Origin of the sequence: Sorangium sp. So ce124 (assembly GCF_051525235.1) — a bacterium.
Taxonomy (GTDB): domain Bacteria; phylum Myxococcota_A; class Polyangia; order Polyangiales; family Polyangiaceae; genus Sorangium; species Sorangium atrum.
Map to the genome: position 1 here is coordinate 12690472 of NZ_CP150312.1, position 16554 is coordinate 12707025.

The window sequence follows — 16554 nt, forward strand, 5'->3', positions numbered from 1 at the left end:
CCGACGAGGGCGCGCTGGGCCGCCGCTCGACGGGCGCCGCGCGGTGCTCGCCGAGGGCAAAAGATTGCAGATCTCGAAAGCCCGACGCTGCGAGCTCGACGCCGCCGTGCGCCTTCGTCGCGAACATCTCAAGGAGCGATTCATGTACAAGGTTCGATATTTAGCGTGGGGGCTCGCCTGGCTGCTCGCCGGGTGCGGAACCCACCAGGACGGGGCGGCGCGCGGGGACGCCCCGGAGCCCTTGTCCAACGTGCAAGAGGCGCTCGAGGCGGATTTTGACGATCTCGCGTCGCTGCAGAGTGAGACCGATTCTACCGATGACCCGCTCGATCCTCACAACCCTCCGCCCCCGGATCCGCCGGCGCCGCCGGAGGCGCTCGTGATGCCCGACGACCCGATCGTGCCGACGAGCGACCGGGTCGGTGCGATTCCGGCGACCTGGACCGTAGAGCAAGGACGCGCAAGGTATCGAATACCCATTGAAGTTCCGAAAGGTCGCGCAGGAATGCAGCCTGACCTTGCGCTCTCCTACGAGAGCGGCGATGGGAACGGGCCAGAAGGCGTGGGGTGGAGCGTGACGGGGTTGTCCTCCATCAAGCGGTGCGCGAGGACAATAGCGACCGACGGAAGGCCGCGCGGAGTCAATTTTGATGACAAGGACGCGTATTGTCTGGACGGACAGAGGCTGCTTTCTGTTCCGAACCCCGCCCTGCCGGACGCGATCGAGATGCGGACAGAGCGAGACTCCATGGCGCGCGTCCTCCTGTATGGCGGTCTGGCAGACCCAACGCGCTTCGAGGTGTGGGGCAAGGATGGGCGAATTTCTACCTACGAGCGCCTCGCAGCCAAGCGTATCCGTCCGACCACGGTGACGTCCGGTTACGTAGAGGAGAACGAGATCGGCGTCGCGTGGGTCCTGGCGCGGGTGGAGGACCGCGCCGGCAACGCGATCACGATCTCGTACGACACGCGGCAGAATACCTCCGCGCCGTTCGATTTTGCCTATGCGCCACGAAACATCGAGTACACCTCCCGACAGGGAGAGGCTCCACGCAGGAAGGTCCGCTTCGTGTACGAGTCGAACCCGGACGATCAGTTTCGATACGTCAGCGGCGTGCGCCTGAGCCAGCCCTGGCGGCTGCAGCGGCTGGAGATGTACGCGCTGGGCTGGCGATCGCCCGACACAACCCTGGCGTGGGAGTACCGGCTATCGTATGAGGAGAGCCCGACGACGGGACGCTCGCGGCTCCGCCGGGTTGAGCGGTGCGGCGCCGAGGGGTCGTGCCTGCGCGCCAAGGTGGTGGAGTACGACGATAGGCCCCTCGCGTTCGAGGCGAAGCCCGTCGCCGCGCACGACGCGCCGAAGCCGCACTGGCTCGACGCCGAGCCGAAGCCGCTCGTGATCGACGCGGATGGAGACGGGCGCGATGACCTCATCTACCGTATCGTCGGGTACAACAGAGACTTCGGCACCCCCAGCTACGACGATCCCACGGAAGACTCGCTTTGGCTGCGCCTGGGTACCGCCGATGGCCTCGGCGCGCCCATTCGCCTGCTAGCCGGCGTTGGGTTTGACGAGACGCTCACGTTGTCCGTGGAAGCTTCCATCAAAGTCAACGTGAATGCTAGCGGGAAGATGGCATTCACAGCGAAGAGGTGGGGAGACCATAAGAGCTATCCGCTTCTCCGATTCAACCCGTCTACCAAGCGACTGGACTCTGCGGGGCTGACGTTCCCAGGATTCAATAGCGACAGCGGTTACAAACCGTTGCCCGCCGTCGCGGCAGACATCGACGGCGATGGTCGCGCAGATATCGTTTATCACCCTATGAATGAGTCAGGGGAGTTTAATATACACTGGAACCGAGCGCCGTCATTTAGCTCACTACCTCAGATCGTCCAAGGACCCGTTGAGGCATGCCCCACCTCGCAGCGGGTTCTGGACAAGACCGGCGACGGGCGTGGGGACGTTCTGTTCGGCTGCGGATCAAAGCAGCTCCTGACGGCCGCCGACGCTGGAGCCATCGTCGTCGAGGACGCCGACGACCTCTACGGCGACGGGGACGACCTGTTCGTCGACATGAACGCGGATGGGCTCGACGATCTGGTTTATCCGATATTCGAAGACGACGCGACCGGTGTGCGCTGGAATACCGGCAGAGGGTTTGGACCCGTCGAAACGGTTCCGAACGGACCGATTCCTGATACATTGCAGAACACCGATGAGGGCTTACGGACGGCCGACTTCAACGGTGACGGCCGCACTGATTTCGTCGTCTTCCGCAACTACCCGACCAGAGAGATCGAGGTGTCACTGTCAACGAGCAGGGGCGGCTACCAACCGACCATGAAGTTGCCGTTCGACTCGGGTATGCTCTTCATCAACGGAGATATGCCCTGGGGCGCGTCGCGCGTCGGCGACTTCAACGGGGATGGGCAGACGGACCTGGTCCACGTCAACTCCACGACGTCTGACTGGGAGGTGCTGCTGAACCGCGGTGTTGACACCGATCGCGTGGTCGCCGTGAGAGACGAGTCCGCGGAGCAGCCGCAGGTCCGCTTCTTCTACGCGCGTGTGCGGCCCGACTCCCCCGACACATGCACCTATCCGCAAGTATGCCAGAAGCGCGGGGTGCCGGTCGTGCAGCAGCTCTGGGAGAACCAGGGAAGTCAAGTCGCCGCGTTCCGCCGGACGATCTACGGCTACCGTGATCTGCGGTACGACTGGTCCTCTCGGAAGTCGCTGGGGTTCGGTGAGATTCGCATGTGGGAGCCCGAGCGCCCTCGAGAGACGCGGATCACCTACGACCACACGACCCGGATCGACTCCCGCTATGCTCTCGCCGGGTTGCCGTCCAAGACGGTGGTGATCACCCCCGTCCTCGGGCCATCGGTGGTAGGTGTACCTCCGGAGACGAGCGCGCCCACCACGCGCATCGTCGAGACCGTGAAGCAATATGCGGTCAGGCTGCTGCATTCCGGCCTCACGTACTTCGCCTACCCGTACGCATGGACCGAGAACGAGTGGGAGCAGGCGGCGACCATCGACCGGGAAGACTTCGCGTGGACCCATGTGAGCTACGCAGCATCGAGCATGCCCAGCACGCGGCGCCAGCAGGTGGGGTCGCAGGCCCTCGATGAGTTCGCGAACGTCACCGAGGTGGCCACCTTCACGACGGGTGGGCAGCGTCATATCGTTTCGACGACGTACGACAACCTGACGGAGGACTGGCTCATCGGACTCCCGCGGCAGCGGCTCGAGACGGAGTACAAGACCGGGAGCACGCCCCCGGCGCCCCGCAAGGTCGAGTGGACGTACGACGATCGCGGCCTGGTGCGCGTCGTGGATATCGAGAAAGGGGACGCGAATGCGTCGATTCCGATCTCGATCACGTACAGCCGCAACCCGGACGGCCTCCCGTGGATGATCGTGCGCTCGCCGGTCAGCGGTGAGGACCGACGGCAGTACATCGACTGGGGCGACGCGTCGCTGGGCGATGAGCGCGTCTTTCCCAAGCAGAGCTGGACGGAGGTGAATGGTATCGATCATTCGCGCTGGACTGTCTACCATCCCGCGACCGGAGATCTGGTCGCTGAGATGGACAGCGACGGCGTCACCGTGACGCGGCAGTACGACGAGTCCCACCGCTTGCGAGCGGAGACTCGGGAGGGCGGAACTCCCACCAACGTGACCTATGAAGCGCTTCGCGAGGGGCCGCTGGTGACGGGGACGAGAGCGACGGTCGCGCGCGGCGGCGCCGTGGCGGCGGGTCGGGAAATCCTCTCCCTGGATGAGCTCTCGCGCCCGATCGAGATGGCCCACGAGCGCTTCGACGGAGCGCTCGCGAGCAGCCGCCAGAGCTATGACGTGCTGGGGCGCCTCGTTCGGACGACTCGGCCGGCCACGTCCGAAGAGACGGTGCAGGTCACTCGTTATAGCTACGACTCGCTCGACAGGCTCCTCGAGGAGCGGCGCCCGGACGGGAGCCGCGATCACTACGAGCATTCGCTCCTCGAGACCACCTCCTTCGACGCCGAGGGGCGCGAGCACCGCACCAAGATCGATTGGGACGGGCGCCTGGTGTCCAGCACCCGGGTCGCGACGGAGGGGACCCAGACGCTGCGCTACTTCTACGAGCCGTTCGGCCTGCTCGGCAAGGTGATCAACGAGTCCAGCGGGAATCTGGTGCTCCTGGAGCAACGTTATGATCAGCGCGGCCGGCGCAGGTGGTACAAGGAGCCCGTGTCGGCGGCGACGACCGTCACGTACAACGCGTTCAGTGAGGTAGTCGCGCTCGCCGATTCGCTGTCCACGCGCACGTTCGGGCGCGACGCGCTGGGACGTGTCGAGACGATCGTGGACGACGATGGCGAGACCGAGTTCGTCTGGGATACGGCCCCGCACGGCGTCGGCCGGCTGGCGAGCTCTACCAGCCCGGACGAGGTCCAGAAGAGCTTCGCCTACGACGAGCACGGGCGGCCTGAGGCGACGACGTGGACGATCGACGGTCACGCGTACGTCATTCGGCAGACGCACGACGCGCTGGGGCGGGTGGATCTGCTAGAGTACCCGTCCGTGGAGGGAGCGGCCGGGTTTCAGGTGAAGCACCGCTACAACGCCCATGGCTACCTTCACGAGGTCGTCCGCCGGCTCGTGGCCGGAAATGGGACGATCAGCAGCGCGGTCTTTCTTCCGATCTGGCGCATGAACAGCCGCAACAGCGACGATCAGCCGCTCTCTGTTCAGCTGGGCGAGACGGTCGAGACGACGTACAGCTACGAGCCGCTCACAGGGCGGCTGGATCGGGTTCAGACTCCTGGGGCGTACGATCTCGACTACGACTACTATCTGGATGGCCGCGTCAAGCGACGCTACGACAGGCAGTCGAATCGGGACGAGACGTTCGGGTATGACGCGCGCGAGCAGCTCAGGTGGTGGGAGCTGCAGACCAGCACGACGTCGACGAGGACGGATTACTCGTATGACGCGCTGGGAAACGTCAAGCAGGTGTTCGTAGGCGGCGCGCTTCGGGAGGAATACGTCTTCGGGCCGCCTTACAGGCCGAGCGAGGTCCGGATCGGCGGCGCGGTGGCGGACACGCTCTCGTACGACGTTCGCGGCCGCCTGTTCAGCCGAGGTGGGCCGCGCGCCCCGATGGGCGTGACGTTCACGGAGTTCGACCTGCCCAGGGTGGTAGCGCACCCGGGCGGGACGACCTCGTTCCGGTACGACGCCGACGGCAAGCGTGTGATGAAGGAGGGCCCTTCGGAAACGGTATTGACGCTCGGTCGGCTGTACGAGCGGCGGACGGCGGGAGCGCAGACAACCCACGTCTTCCATGTCTTCGCGGACGGCGAGGAGGTGGCGCAGCACCTCGTTCAACCGGACGGAAGCTCTCAGGACCGCTTCGTGCAGAAGGACGCGCTTGGAAGCGTGGGCGTGGTGCTGCGGCCGGATGGCAGCGTGCTCTCCCGGAACTTCCATGAGCCCTTCGGTGGGCGCATCGACGAGAACGGGGGGCCGATCGCCGGTCTGCCCCTCGGGATCAGCGACGTGCGGACCGGGTTCACGGGGCACGAGCATGATGACGAGCTCGGCTGGATCGACATGCAGGGGCGTGTCTACGATCCGAGCCTTCGTCGGTTCCTCACGTCGGATCCCGTCATCCCGTCGCCGCTGACGGTGCAAGGGTACAATCCCTATGCCTACGTCTTGAATGATCCCCTCAACCTGAGGGATCCGACGGGCTTCCAGCCGTGCGACGGGACGAACTGCACGCCGATCGCGCCCGAGACGATCGCGCCGCCGCCGGGCGTCATCATCGATGGCGACGGCACTGGCACGAAGGAGGTGGATGTCTTCGAGGACGGCCAGGAGCTCCTTCCCGAGGACGATGGCGCCATCGAGGGCTCCGGCGGCGACGGTGGAGCGGGTCCTGGCGGAGAAGGCGGGGAGGGCGGGCCCTCGTCGGAGTGGGACAGAGGAACAGAATCTGGGTTCAGCATCGGTCCGATGACCGCGGCCGACATGCGCGAGCTCACACACGTCTGCCTCGATGGTTGTGGCTTCGCGCCGCCGCCGGTCGGCCCGGTGTGCGACGTCGCCAATGCCTGCATCTACGCCGGGGAGGGTGACGCGGTGAACGCGACACTGAGCCTCTGGGCCGCCGCGCCTGGAGTCGGCGATGCCAGCAAGCTTTATTCCAGCGTGAAGCGTGCGGGACAGGTCGGGAAGGCTGGCAGGATGGCTGCAGCAGGGCCGATCAGGATCGGACCGAAGTGGCCGGCCAGAGCAATCAACGACCCTGCTTGCCGCAATGGATGCGAGCGGGTAGCGTCGCAAATTCAGAAGCACATGGGTGGTGAAATCAAGCGAATCGTTCCGGCGGACCCCAGAGCGAGGAATCTTGGCGCGTATCGAGAACAAGATCTCGGGTGGTTTCATCACGAAGTGGTTGTAAAGGAAGGCCGTGTGTACGATGCGTTCACAGGTCACGAGGGGCTGCCCATCGATGAATACAAAGCCTTGTGGCAGTACTCGGACGTCATTAACTTTGGGTTCTAACTCGGAGCTAGTAAGATGAGCCTACCAGAGGTCTTCGAAAGCGTTAGAAAGCATCCAGGGATGTACCTGAGCAATGTCTCGTACAGCACAATCGTTGCCTTTGTAGAAGGATACGATTTGGCGTTGTGTGGGGGATTCCTTGTGGGATTTCGAGAATGGCTCATTGTGAAGTTGGATGATGGCAATAACCTGTCATGGTCAGCTCTGGTGTTGAGCCTGATGGGGCGTGTTGGCGAGCGGTCTTCGGCTGAAGTGGAAAGTGCAGAGGGTCAGAGCGCGGTGATAGAGTTCCTGTTTGATACGTTCGAGAAGTTCCTTGGTGAGCGTGAGGCGCCGAGCGGACTCCGTCGCATCTATCGCAGTTACGAGAATTGGCTGACGCGGCAGGATTGGTACAGCCCGTTGTCGCCCGATTGGATTCCAGACCCTAAAGAGCCATGACGAGCAGAAGTAGCGTAGCGCGGACGTAAGCGTTCACCGCCCAGACTTCCTGCGCTGGGCGGTGTTGCGGTGTGGTATTCAACCAGGCAGCGGCGAGGGCGCATCTCGCACTTGGAGAACGGCTTCGCGCGCGTTGGCCACGTAGTCGAGGACGTTGCGCCCCTGCATCCACAGCGTAGTCACGGCCGTGAGAATGGGTTCCGTGAAACGACTGCTGCACCTCGGCTCGCAAGGGGGGCACCACAGCTGATGTCAAGAGTCCGAGGATTCGCATCTGAGGCGCATCTGGAGCGCCATTTTGCGAAGCATGCCTCGGAGTGGGGGGCGGGCAACATCACGAAGATGGGCTACGCGAAGCGGGCAGAGACTCTGCTTCGTTCACCAGTCGGAGGTGACGTCCAAGGCTTTACCTCGAAGCAGGGCTGGACATTCAGATACAACTCCCAAACAAACGAATTCGCCACGATGAAGCCGGACGGGACGATTGAGACCCTTTCCGCCCTCGCGATGGGGCGAGCTATTGGGCCGACCAGGTTGAGAGGTATGGGCGATGACGCAATCTGAGCTTTGCGAGTGCCCGTGCTGCGGCCAACGCACTCTCGACGGACGAGGACATTACGACATCTGCGCAACGTGCAATTGGGAGGACGATCGGCTCCAGGAGGAGAAGCCTGATTACGACGGCGGAGCAAATCGGGTTAGCCTCAATGCGGCACGCCGGAACTTTGCGCTGCATGGGACGAGCGATCCCGAGCAGGACGGCCCGGGTCAGTCCCGCCCCCGTTGAAGCCCCTCCACATCACTCGTCTTCCTCTCCGTGAAAGCCGCTCTCTACCTCCGGGGCTCGACGATTGGTCGTGTCGTACCCGGAGTTCATCGAGGATCTTGGCGGTTTGGACTTCTTCGGCACCCCGTACGTAAGCGTTATCGAGACTGCGTTCTGACAGGAGGCTACTGTGCCATTTTTGCCCAATGACCCTTGGCTGCTCGCGTTTCTGAAGCGTGTAAGCGTGCGTCCGGGCATGTTCCTCGGTGACGAGAATGTGAGGACGCTCGCGACATTTATTCATGGCTACCGCCAAGCCCGCATCGATCTCGGAATGCCGGAGTTTGGCGCTACAGAGTCGTCGCTATTTGATGAATTTGAGAAATGGCTAGCCGCCAAGCTTGACGATACGCGAGATGTCGCGTGGCCTACGCTGGTTGCCACGCAGGATCCCGGTGAGCGGAATGTTCGGACGTTCTTCTTGCTGTTTGAGGAGTTTTTGCGGGAACGTGGCGATAGCTTGTCACGCTCTGCCGAGGTCCCGTGGCCGCCGTAGCGCCGGCCGCGCTGATCCTCTGCCGCAAGGGGCGGAGCAATAATCGACGCTTCCCTCGTTCGTTTGGTGGGGACACGTAGCGTCGAGCGTGTGGTCTGAGCGTCAGAAGGGGCACCGCCCACGGATCGCCATGGCCGTGGTCACTTGCGGCTTTCGCCGGGGTCGACGACGCTGGATGCGGGGCGGTGCCGGCCCGCCGCCCGCGTGGGCGCCACTCGGCATCCTGGAGGCGAGGCACCGGCCCAGCTACGCGCCTATGCGCCCATAAAAGCGCGGTGACCTTCACCGGCCCAACCGGCTACCGGGCACCTCCCGCCTGGCCATGCGGCCTTTTCGCCCACGCCGGCCAACTCGCCCTCGAGCTGGTCCAGCTCTCCTGATCTCCCACCTCGCGAGATCCTCACCGTTTTCCCGTCTCCCCTCATTTACCCCGCGACCCCCCCACGCCTCGCCGAGTTGGCGGCGGATGCTCGCCCGCGCCGGGGGGGCGCAGAGGCGGGCCGCCATCTCGGTACACCCGAGCCGCGCCGCGACCTTGTCGAGGCTGCACCCCTCCTCGCGCACCAGCCGGCACGCCTCGACCTGGCGCGCCGGGAGCCCCTCGCGCACCTGCTCGACCGCGGCCGCCATCCGGCGCGCGGCGAGCTCCTCGTCGGGCGCGTGTAGACGGCCACCCTGATACGCGGAAATTGGACGCGAACTCGGTCCCAGAGATGGCCCGCCGGTAAATTCGCCAAGGTCGGCGTGACAAAATGGAAGAGGGCCCAGGTAGGCGCCTGAGCCCTCGGTCGGCGCGACGTGACGGTGCGGGTCGCGCCGGAGGGGACCCAGACGCTGCGCTACGTGTACGAGCCGTTCGGCCTGCTCGGCAAGGTGATCAACGAGTCCAGCGGGAATCTGGTGCTCCTGGAGCAACGTTATGATCAGCGCGGCCGGCGCAGGTGGTACAAGGAGCCTGTGTCGGCGGCGACGACCGTCACGTACAACGCGTTCGGTGAGGTGGTCACGCTCGCCGATTCGATGTCCACGCGCACGTTCGAGCGCGACGCGCTGGGACGTGTCGAGACGATCGTGGACGCAGATGGCGAGACCGAGCTCGTCTGGGATACGGCCCCGCACGGCGTCGGCCGGCTGGCCAGCTCTACCAGCCCGGACGAGGTCCAGAAGAGCTTCGCCTACGACGAGCACGGGCGGCCTGAGGCGACGACGTGGACGATCGACGGTCACGCGTACGTCATTCGGCAGACGCACGACGCGCTGGGGTGGGTGGAGCTGCTAGAGTACCCGTCCGTGGAGGGAGCGGCCGGCTTTCAGGTGAAGCACCGCTACAACGCCCATGGCTACCTTCACGAGGTCGTCCGCCGTCTCGTGGCCGGAAATGGGACGATCAGCAGCGCGGTCTTTCTTCCGATCTGGCGCATGAACAGCCGCAACAGCGACGATCAGCCGCTCTCCGTTCAGCTGGGCGAGACGGTCGAGACGACGTACAGCTACGAGCCGCTCACAGGGCGGCTGGATCGGGTTCAGACTCCTGGGGCGTACGATCTCGACTACGACTACTATCTGGATGGCCGCGTGAAGCGACGTTACGACAGGCAGTCGAATCGGGACGAGACGTTCGGGTATGACGCGCGCGAGCTGCTCAGGTGGTGGGAGCTGCAGACCGGCACGACGTCGACGAGGACGGATTACTCGTACGATGCCCTGGGAAACGTCAAGGAGGTGTCCGTCGGCGGCGCGCTTCGGGAGGAATACGTCTTCGGGCCGCCTTACAGGCCGAGCGAGGTCCGGATCGGCGGCGCGGTGGCGGACACGCTCTCGTACGACGTTCGCGGCCGCCTGTTCAGCCGAGGTGGGCCGCGCGCCCCGATGGGCGTGACGTTCACGGAGTTCGACCTGCCCAGGCTGGTAGTGCGCGGGGGCGGAACGACCTCGTTCCAGTACGACGCCGACGGCAAGCGTGTGATGAAGGAGGGCCCTTCGGAGACGGTATTGACGCTCGGTCGGCTGTACGAGCGGCGGACGGCGGGAGCGCAGACAACCCACGTCTTCCATGTCTTCGCGGACGGCGAGGAGGTGGCGCAGCACCTCGTTCACCCGGACGGAAGCTCTCAGGACCGCTTCGTGCAGAAGGACGCGCTCGGAAGCGTGGGCGTGTGCTGCGTCCGGATGGCAGTGTGCTCTCCCGGAACTTCCATGAGCCCTTCGGTGGGCGCGTCGACGAGAATGGAGGGCCGATCGCCAGTCTGCCCCTCGGGATCAGCGACGCGCGGACCGGGTTCACGGGGCACGAGCATGATGACGAGCTCGGCTGGATCGACATGCAGGGGCGTGTCTACGATCCGAGCCTTCGTCGGTTCCTCACGTCCGATCCCGTCATCCCGTCGCCGCTGACGGTGCAAGGGTACAATCCCTACGCCTACGTCTTGAATGATCCCCTCAACCTGAGGGATCCGACGGGCTTCCAGCCGTGCGACGGGACGAACTGCACGCCGATCACGCCTGAGACGATCGCGCCGTCGCCGGGCGTCACCATCGATGGTGACGGCACTGGCACGAAGGAGGTAGATGTCTTCGAGGACGGTGAGGAGCTCCTTCCCGAAGACGATGGCGCCATCGAGGGCTCCGGCGGCGACGGTGGAGCGGGTCCTGGCGGAGAAGGCGGGGAGGGCGGCCCCTCGTCGGAGTGGGACAGAGGAACAGAATCTGGGTTCAGCGTCGGTCCGATGACGGCGGCGGACATGCGCGAGCTCACGCACGTCTGCCTCGATACTTGTGGCTTCGCGCCGCCGCCGGTCGGCCCGGTGTGCGACGTCGCCAATGCCTGCATCTACGCCGGGGAGGGTGACGCGGTGAACGCGACGCTGAGCCTCTGGGCCGCCGCGCCTGGAGTCGGCGATGCCAGCAAGCTTTATTCCAGCGTGAAGCGTGCGGGACAGGTTGGGAAGGCTGGCGGGATGGCGGAGGTAAATCAGGCCGCAAGGGGGCTAGCGGCAGGGTCGCGGGTCAACATGCCGGCGTGGCGAAAGATCAAGATCGAGATGGGACACATCCGCGAACGCCATATGCCGTGCGGAAAAGACCTCGCGCCCGGCAACAAGAAGGATATTTTTCGAGGGTATGAGCGAATTGCAGGTCGAGCGCGCCGTGCGGAATGCCTATCGCAATGGAGATGTGCTGCAGTCCCAGGGCGAGCGAGTCTTTGTCAGCGGTCCGTTCGGGAACGGGACCATCGAGATGTGGGTCAACCGAGCCACGAAGGAAATCGAGGGCGCTTGGCCGAAGTTCTAATAGGAGCAGACGATGCGTGTTATGTTCGATGAATCAACGCTCGAGCAAGGGAACAACGCGAGCTGCTCGATAACCGGTGTGCTCTACTTCGACTTCAGTGGGTATCCGTTTCCTGGGGAACGATGGATCGACTTCGTGGTGGTCATCGCCACCTGGTGGTTGGACGCACTTGAGAAGCTCGAGCGGGGCGTTGATCACGAGGCGGTGCTTCGATTCATGGACGGCCCCTACTGAATCACACTAACGCGGAAGGATGGTAATGCCGCGCTGTTGCGCTGTATTGAGGATCGACGCGATGCGGGTATTATGCATGAGGAATACATCGACTTGCCTGATTTGCGGCTCAGGTGCGACGAATTGCTCGACAGGTTGCGTCGGCCTGCCATCGAAGCGGCATCGAATCGAGGGATGTTGACGCCCTCAGGAGGTATCTGCCCAGCTGACGTCGTAGGCTGAAGAAGCCAGAGAACTGCTCTGGGGATTCATCGACAAGTTCCGCGCCACTGTTTCGCTCACGCCCCCAGGGCGCCACGCCGGTAGCTCGCCTGCGCTCGTGCGCGGGTCAGCCGACCCTGTGCTCGACGCTCGGCGCCAGGGCCTGCTGGCGGAGCTCGAAGTTGAAATGCTGGAGCACCCAGCGCTCCGCGTCGGTCATGGACGAGAAGACCCTGACGGGATGCGGCGGCGGCTTCAGCCAGTTGAGCGCGGTCAGGATGCCGTTCACCAGGCTGGAGTCGCCCACGATTCCGGACGCGAGCAGGTGCGCGCGAGCTTGCCGCTCGTAGTCGGCGTACATCTGCGCGACGGCGCGCCGCTGCACGGCGTTCGGCATGCTGCTGCCGCGCGTGTCGTTGATCAGGCCGAACGGCCCCGAGACGATGAGCTGGATCATGCCGCGCATCAGCACGTCCCAATCGTCCTGGGTGTAGTGCTCGCCGGCCCGCATCACGACCAGCGGATAGCGCGAACGATCCAGCTCAATCCCGCGAGCCAAGGCCGCCTCCGTCCCGACGAACGCCACGCTGGCCCGAAACGCGGATGGATTCGTACGAGAGGGCGGTCGCGGAGCATGCGGCGGTCATGTACGTCCCGGTCGGCTCAGAAGGGCGGCATTACAATGAAGAGCAAAGCGATCCGCGGCTGTCAATGACAATTCACGGTGCCGACGTGGGGCGACAAAAGTCTCCAACACGCCCCGCTCTCCTGGACAGCTACGCTGTATCCATCATTTCTGCGTGCGCCGGAGGGCCGCCGTCGGTGGAGGCTCGAACGCGGGCGCGAGTGCGCGAGATCGTCGCTGCGAACACGGCTGTTCCAGCCGCTGCCGTCAGTTGAGGCCAGCGGCGACGCTGGCGAGACCGACCGTGAGATGGACGGCGGTGACGCCGACGAGGGTGCGGTGGCGCGCGTAGAAGAGGCCGAAGAGGACGCTCGCGGCGAAGGTGATGACCGCGAAGGCCAGCGAGACGTAGAGGTGGAACACGCCGAAGAGCACCGAGGTGACCACGATGGGCGCGAGGCGTCCGGCGTCGGGCAGGAGCCGCTCGAGCGAGGTCTGGATCACGCCGCGCGCGATGAACTCCTGAAGCAGGCAGTGCGGCCCGTAGCTCGCGAGGAAGATCGCGAACTCGAGGCGCGAGTACCCTGCGACCGAGCCCCAGTCGAGCAACGGCTCGCCGCGCAGGGCGGGGCCCGCGCGGAGCGCGAGGCACGCCGCGAAGGCCATGGCGGCGATGACGAGCGCTTCGCGGAGGCTATGCCGCGCGCCCGAGAGCGTCACGCCGAGCCGCGCGAGCGGCAGCGGCTGCCGCCGGGCGAACCACCCGATCGGCACGAGGAGCAGCAGCAAGAAACCCCACGAATAGCCCATCTGGAGCAGCGGCGGCAGATCGGGGTGGATGAGATCCCGGACGAGCTGCGCGACGCCGAAGAGGGCGATGACGACGAAGAAGAACGCCGCGAGCTCCCGGCGCAGCTCCAGGGCGTCCCGGCCGCCGCGGCGGAGGAGCTCGATCTCGAGGCGGAGCAGGTCGTGATCGGCGTCGCTCGCCACGGCCAGCCCAGCGCGCTCGGTCGAGCGGTCGCGCCGACCGGTCGACGGGCGCGCGTCGCGGGCGGCGGAGCCGGCGAGGAAAGGAACATGGTGGGGGTCGATCACGTCGGAGGAGGATTCGAGCAAGCTCATAAGAGTATCCCCATTGAACCAGCCATGATGTCACGTCTCTTGGCGAGCGATCAAGCGCGGAAGAGGTCCGCCGTTGTAGCAGCCAGCGCGGTTCGCGTTGTTCGCGTTTGTTCATGCTGTTTGCGCCGCTTACGCCGCTTGCGGTTACGGCGTTCCGAGCGTTCACGCCGCTCACGGCGTTCCGATCGTTCACGCCGCTTACGTCTGGTCCCAGCGGCGCGCACCCGGCAGGCGCGGGGCAGCAGGCCCAGCCGTCGGTCGACGCTTTGCGCGCTTCGCGCGTTCTGCGCGCTTTGCGAGCTTTGCCATGGGCGCGCATGCCGCTATCAGAGAGGTCGTTCCTCCGAGCCCGGCGCGCTGCCACGGACGAGCGGGCGCCGAGCTGGGCGAGGACGGTACGACAGGGGGCAGACAACACCGTGCGGCTCGGGATCCGGCTTCAGCTCTTGTTCGCGATCGGCGCGCTGCTCCTCCTGGCGTTCGTGCCGCTCTTCTTCGCCGTGGCGAGCCTCACGCGGGCCACGATGAGCGGCGCGCGCGCGTCGAGCGCCCGCGCGATCGGCCGCGCCATCGCCGGGCACGTGGCCGCGGCGCGGACGACGCGGTCCGCCCCGGAGCTCTCGCTCCTGCTCGAGGCGCAGCTCGGCCCGGACGGGGCGTCGGCGATCGGCGTCTACGACGCGGCGGGGGCGCTCTCGGGCCGCGCCGGGGAGCCAGAGATCGCGGCCGCGCTGCCGGCCTCGGTGGAGGCCGGCACGGAGGTGCTGAAGACGGTGCGGACGGCGCGCGGCGATGCGCTCCTGGTGGTCGTCCCGGAGCCTGCGCGCGAGGCGGCGCCTCTCACGGAGCCGGCGCCCGCGGCGTCGACGGGTTCCGTGGCCGTGCTGGTGCCGACCGACCCGTCGACGGTGGCCGCCGCGCCGCTCGTGCGGATCGTGGCGCTCTACACGGGCATCGTGGCGCTGGCGCTGCTCGTGTTCGCGTACATCTCCATGACCCACCTCGTGGTGCGGCCGATCGACGCGGTGTCGCAGGCCGCGCGCCGCGTGGCCGGCGGGGCGCGCGACCTGGAGGTGCCGCGGGCCGGCGCGCGGGAGCTCGCGGAGCTCGGCGCGAGCCTCGCGCTCATGACGGGCCGCCTCCGCGCCGACGAGGAGTCGCTGCGGGCGAAGATCGCCGAGGTCGAGCGCTACGCGGCGGACCTGAAGAGCGCGCAGGAGCGGCTGGTCCGCTCGGAGCGGCTCGCGTCCGTGGGGCGCCTGGCGGCGGGCCTCGCGCACGAGATCGGCAACCCGCTCGCGGCGATCCTCGGCCTGCAGGATCTGCTGCTCGCCGGGGGCCTCACGCCGGCCGAGGAGCGCGACTTCGTCGAGCGGATGAAGCGGGAGACGGAGCGGATCCACAAGATCCTGCGCGACCTGCTCGACTTCGCCCGGCCCGCTGCGCGCGGCGCGGCCGAGGCCGGCGATGACGGAGAGGCAGGGCGCCGCCCCTCCGGGTCGGTCGCGGAGGCGATCGACGATGTCGTCTCGCTCGTGGCCCCGCAGAGGGCGTTCCGCGCGATCGAGCTCACGCGGGACGTCGCGCCCGACGTGCCGGCGGTGCCGCTCGCGCACGGGCAGCTCGTGCAGGTGCTCCTGAACCTGCTCCTGAACGCGGCCGACGCGGCGCCGCGCGTCGGGGGGCGCGTTGCGGTGCGCGCGTCGCGGGGCGCGTGCGGGGGCGCGCGGATCGAGGTCGAGGACAACGGGCCGGGGATCGCGGAGGCGGTCCGCGAGACGCTGTTCGAGCCGTTCATCACGACCAAGGAGGTCGGCGAGGGGACGGGGCTCGGGCTCGCTGTGTGCCGGGGGCTCGTGGAGGCGGCCGGCGGCTCGATCGGGGTCGAGCAAGGCGCGGACGGCGGGGCGCGGTTCGTGGTGCTGCTGCCGGGCGCAGCGCAGCGCGAGGCGAGCGAGCCGCCGTGAGGCCACGCTGGCCCACGTCGGCTTGCGTCGGCCTGCGTCAGTTCACGTCCCGCCCCGCAGACGGCCAGGGGCGCTCGCCGCCGATCTGATCGAGCTCCTTCCGAAGCTCGTCGGTCGGCGCGAGCACCTGCATCCGCTCGAGCACGCTGCGCAGCCGCGACGCGTCCGAGCGGCTCGAGTAGATCGACCGCAGGTTGTTCAGCATGCGCACCAGGATCTGCCGCTTCTGCGCGGGCACGAGCAGCCGCGGATCCGGATCGCGCGTGGTGCCCGTGGCGCGGGTGTGCAGCGCGCGCAGGTCGTCCCGGCCGAGCAGGCGGCCCTCGAACGGGTCGATGAGCAGCACGCCGCCGCGGACCGGCGTCCTCACCAGGAAATGGCCCGGGAACGAGACGCCCTGGGCCTCGAGGCCCGCGCGCCAGCACACCTCGAGGAGGACGACGCCCAGCGTGATGGGGATGCCCGTCCGGCGATCCAGGACCTCGTGCAGGTAGCTGTTCTTCGGGTCGTAGTAGTCCCCGGAGTTGCCGTGGAACCCGAGGTCGCCGTAGAACCAGCGGAGCAGCTGCTCGATGGGGCCGCTGCCCGGCGTCGCCTCCGCGGCGCGCAGGGGGCGATCGACAGCGCGCCGCGCCTCGCCGCCGAGCCGGTCGAGCACGCCGAGGTAGTGCGGGATGTCGAGCCCCGGGTACGCGGCGTCGTCGATCAGGAGCGCCGCCTCGGCGAGGTCGAGCTCGTCCTCCGGTCTCCCGGCGATATGCGCAAAGAGCGTCAGACTCACCG

At 66.4% G+C, this 16554-nt stretch carries 10 protein-coding genes and 1 pseudogene; 8 read left to right on the plus strand and 3 right to left on the minus strand.

Annotated features, from left to right (window positions below; translation table 11 throughout):
* Positions 1-142: 142 nt before the first annotated feature.
* The 7 genes and pseudogenes from WMF19_RS47535 to WMF19_RS47565 all read left to right on the plus strand — a co-directional run bounded on the left by WMF19_RS47535 (position 143) and on the right by WMF19_RS47565 (position 11853).
* Positions 143-6565 (plus strand): RHS repeat-associated core domain-containing protein, encoded by a 6423-nt coding sequence (locus WMF19_RS47535; RefSeq protein WP_437896391.1) that lies wholly within the window; start codon positions 143-145, stop codon positions 6563-6565.
* A gap of 60 nt (positions 6566-6625) precedes the next feature.
* On the plus strand, positions 6626-7006 hold the full coding sequence (locus WMF19_RS47540) for a hypothetical protein (protein ID WP_437896392.1): 381 nt from the start codon (positions 6626-6628) through the stop codon (positions 7004-7006).
* Positions 7007-7556: 550 nt separating this feature from the next.
* Positions 7557-7793 carry a CPCC family cysteine-rich protein gene (locus WMF19_RS47545; protein WP_437896393.1) on the plus strand — a complete coding sequence of 79 codons (237 nt, stop codon included), beginning with the start codon at positions 7557-7559 and terminating at the stop codon, positions 7791-7793.
* Positions 7794-7962: 169 nt separating this feature from the next.
* The gene (locus WMF19_RS47550) at positions 7963-8328 is read left to right on the plus strand and encodes a hypothetical protein (RefSeq protein WP_437896394.1); all 366 of its coding nucleotides are present in this window, start codon (positions 7963-7965) and stop codon (positions 8326-8328) included.
* Between the two features lie 2177 nt (positions 8329-10505).
* Positions 10506-10730, plus strand: a pseudogene (locus tag WMF19_RS47555) (RHS repeat-associated core domain-containing protein); the annotation flags it as partial.
* Positions 10731-11448: 718 nt separating this feature from the next.
* Positions 11449-11619 carry a hypothetical protein gene (locus WMF19_RS47560; RefSeq protein WP_437901793.1) on the plus strand — a complete coding sequence of 57 codons (171 nt, stop codon included), beginning with the start codon at positions 11449-11451 and terminating at the stop codon, positions 11617-11619.
* Positions 11620-11631: 12 nt separating this feature from the next.
* Entirely contained in the window at positions 11632-11853 is a 222-nt protein-coding gene (locus WMF19_RS47565; RefSeq protein ID WP_437896395.1) for a hypothetical protein, read from the plus strand.
* Between the two features lie 328 nt (positions 11854-12181).
* Here the strand turns inward: WMF19_RS47565 and WMF19_RS47570 are convergent, their stop codons facing one another.
* Both WMF19_RS47570 and WMF19_RS47575 read right to left on the minus strand, forming a co-directional pair.
* Positions 12182-12613, minus strand: a complete 432-nt coding sequence (locus tag WMF19_RS47570) for a hypothetical protein (protein ID WP_437896396.1) — start codon at positions 12611-12613, stop codon at positions 12182-12184.
* Between the two features lie 333 nt (positions 12614-12946).
* On the minus strand, positions 12947-13804 hold the full coding sequence (locus WMF19_RS47575) for a CPBP family intramembrane glutamic endopeptidase (protein ID WP_437896397.1): 858 nt from the start codon (positions 13802-13804) through the stop codon (positions 12947-12949).
* A 317-nt stretch (positions 13805-14121) separates the two neighbouring features.
* Here WMF19_RS47575 and WMF19_RS47580 point away from each other — a divergent pair, with 317 nt between their 5' ends.
* A complete protein-coding gene (locus WMF19_RS47580) occupies positions 14122-15771 on the plus strand; it encodes an ATP-binding protein (RefSeq protein WP_437896398.1) in 1650 nt (549 codons plus the stop codon).
* A 37-nt stretch (positions 15772-15808) separates the two neighbouring features.
* On the opposite strand, the gene WMF19_RS47585 is transcribed toward WMF19_RS47580, so the two are convergent.
* Entirely contained in the window at positions 15809-16552 is a 744-nt protein-coding gene (locus WMF19_RS47585; RefSeq protein ID WP_272096089.1) for a SirB1 family protein, read from the minus strand.
* Positions 16553-16554 lie beyond the last annotated feature (2 nt).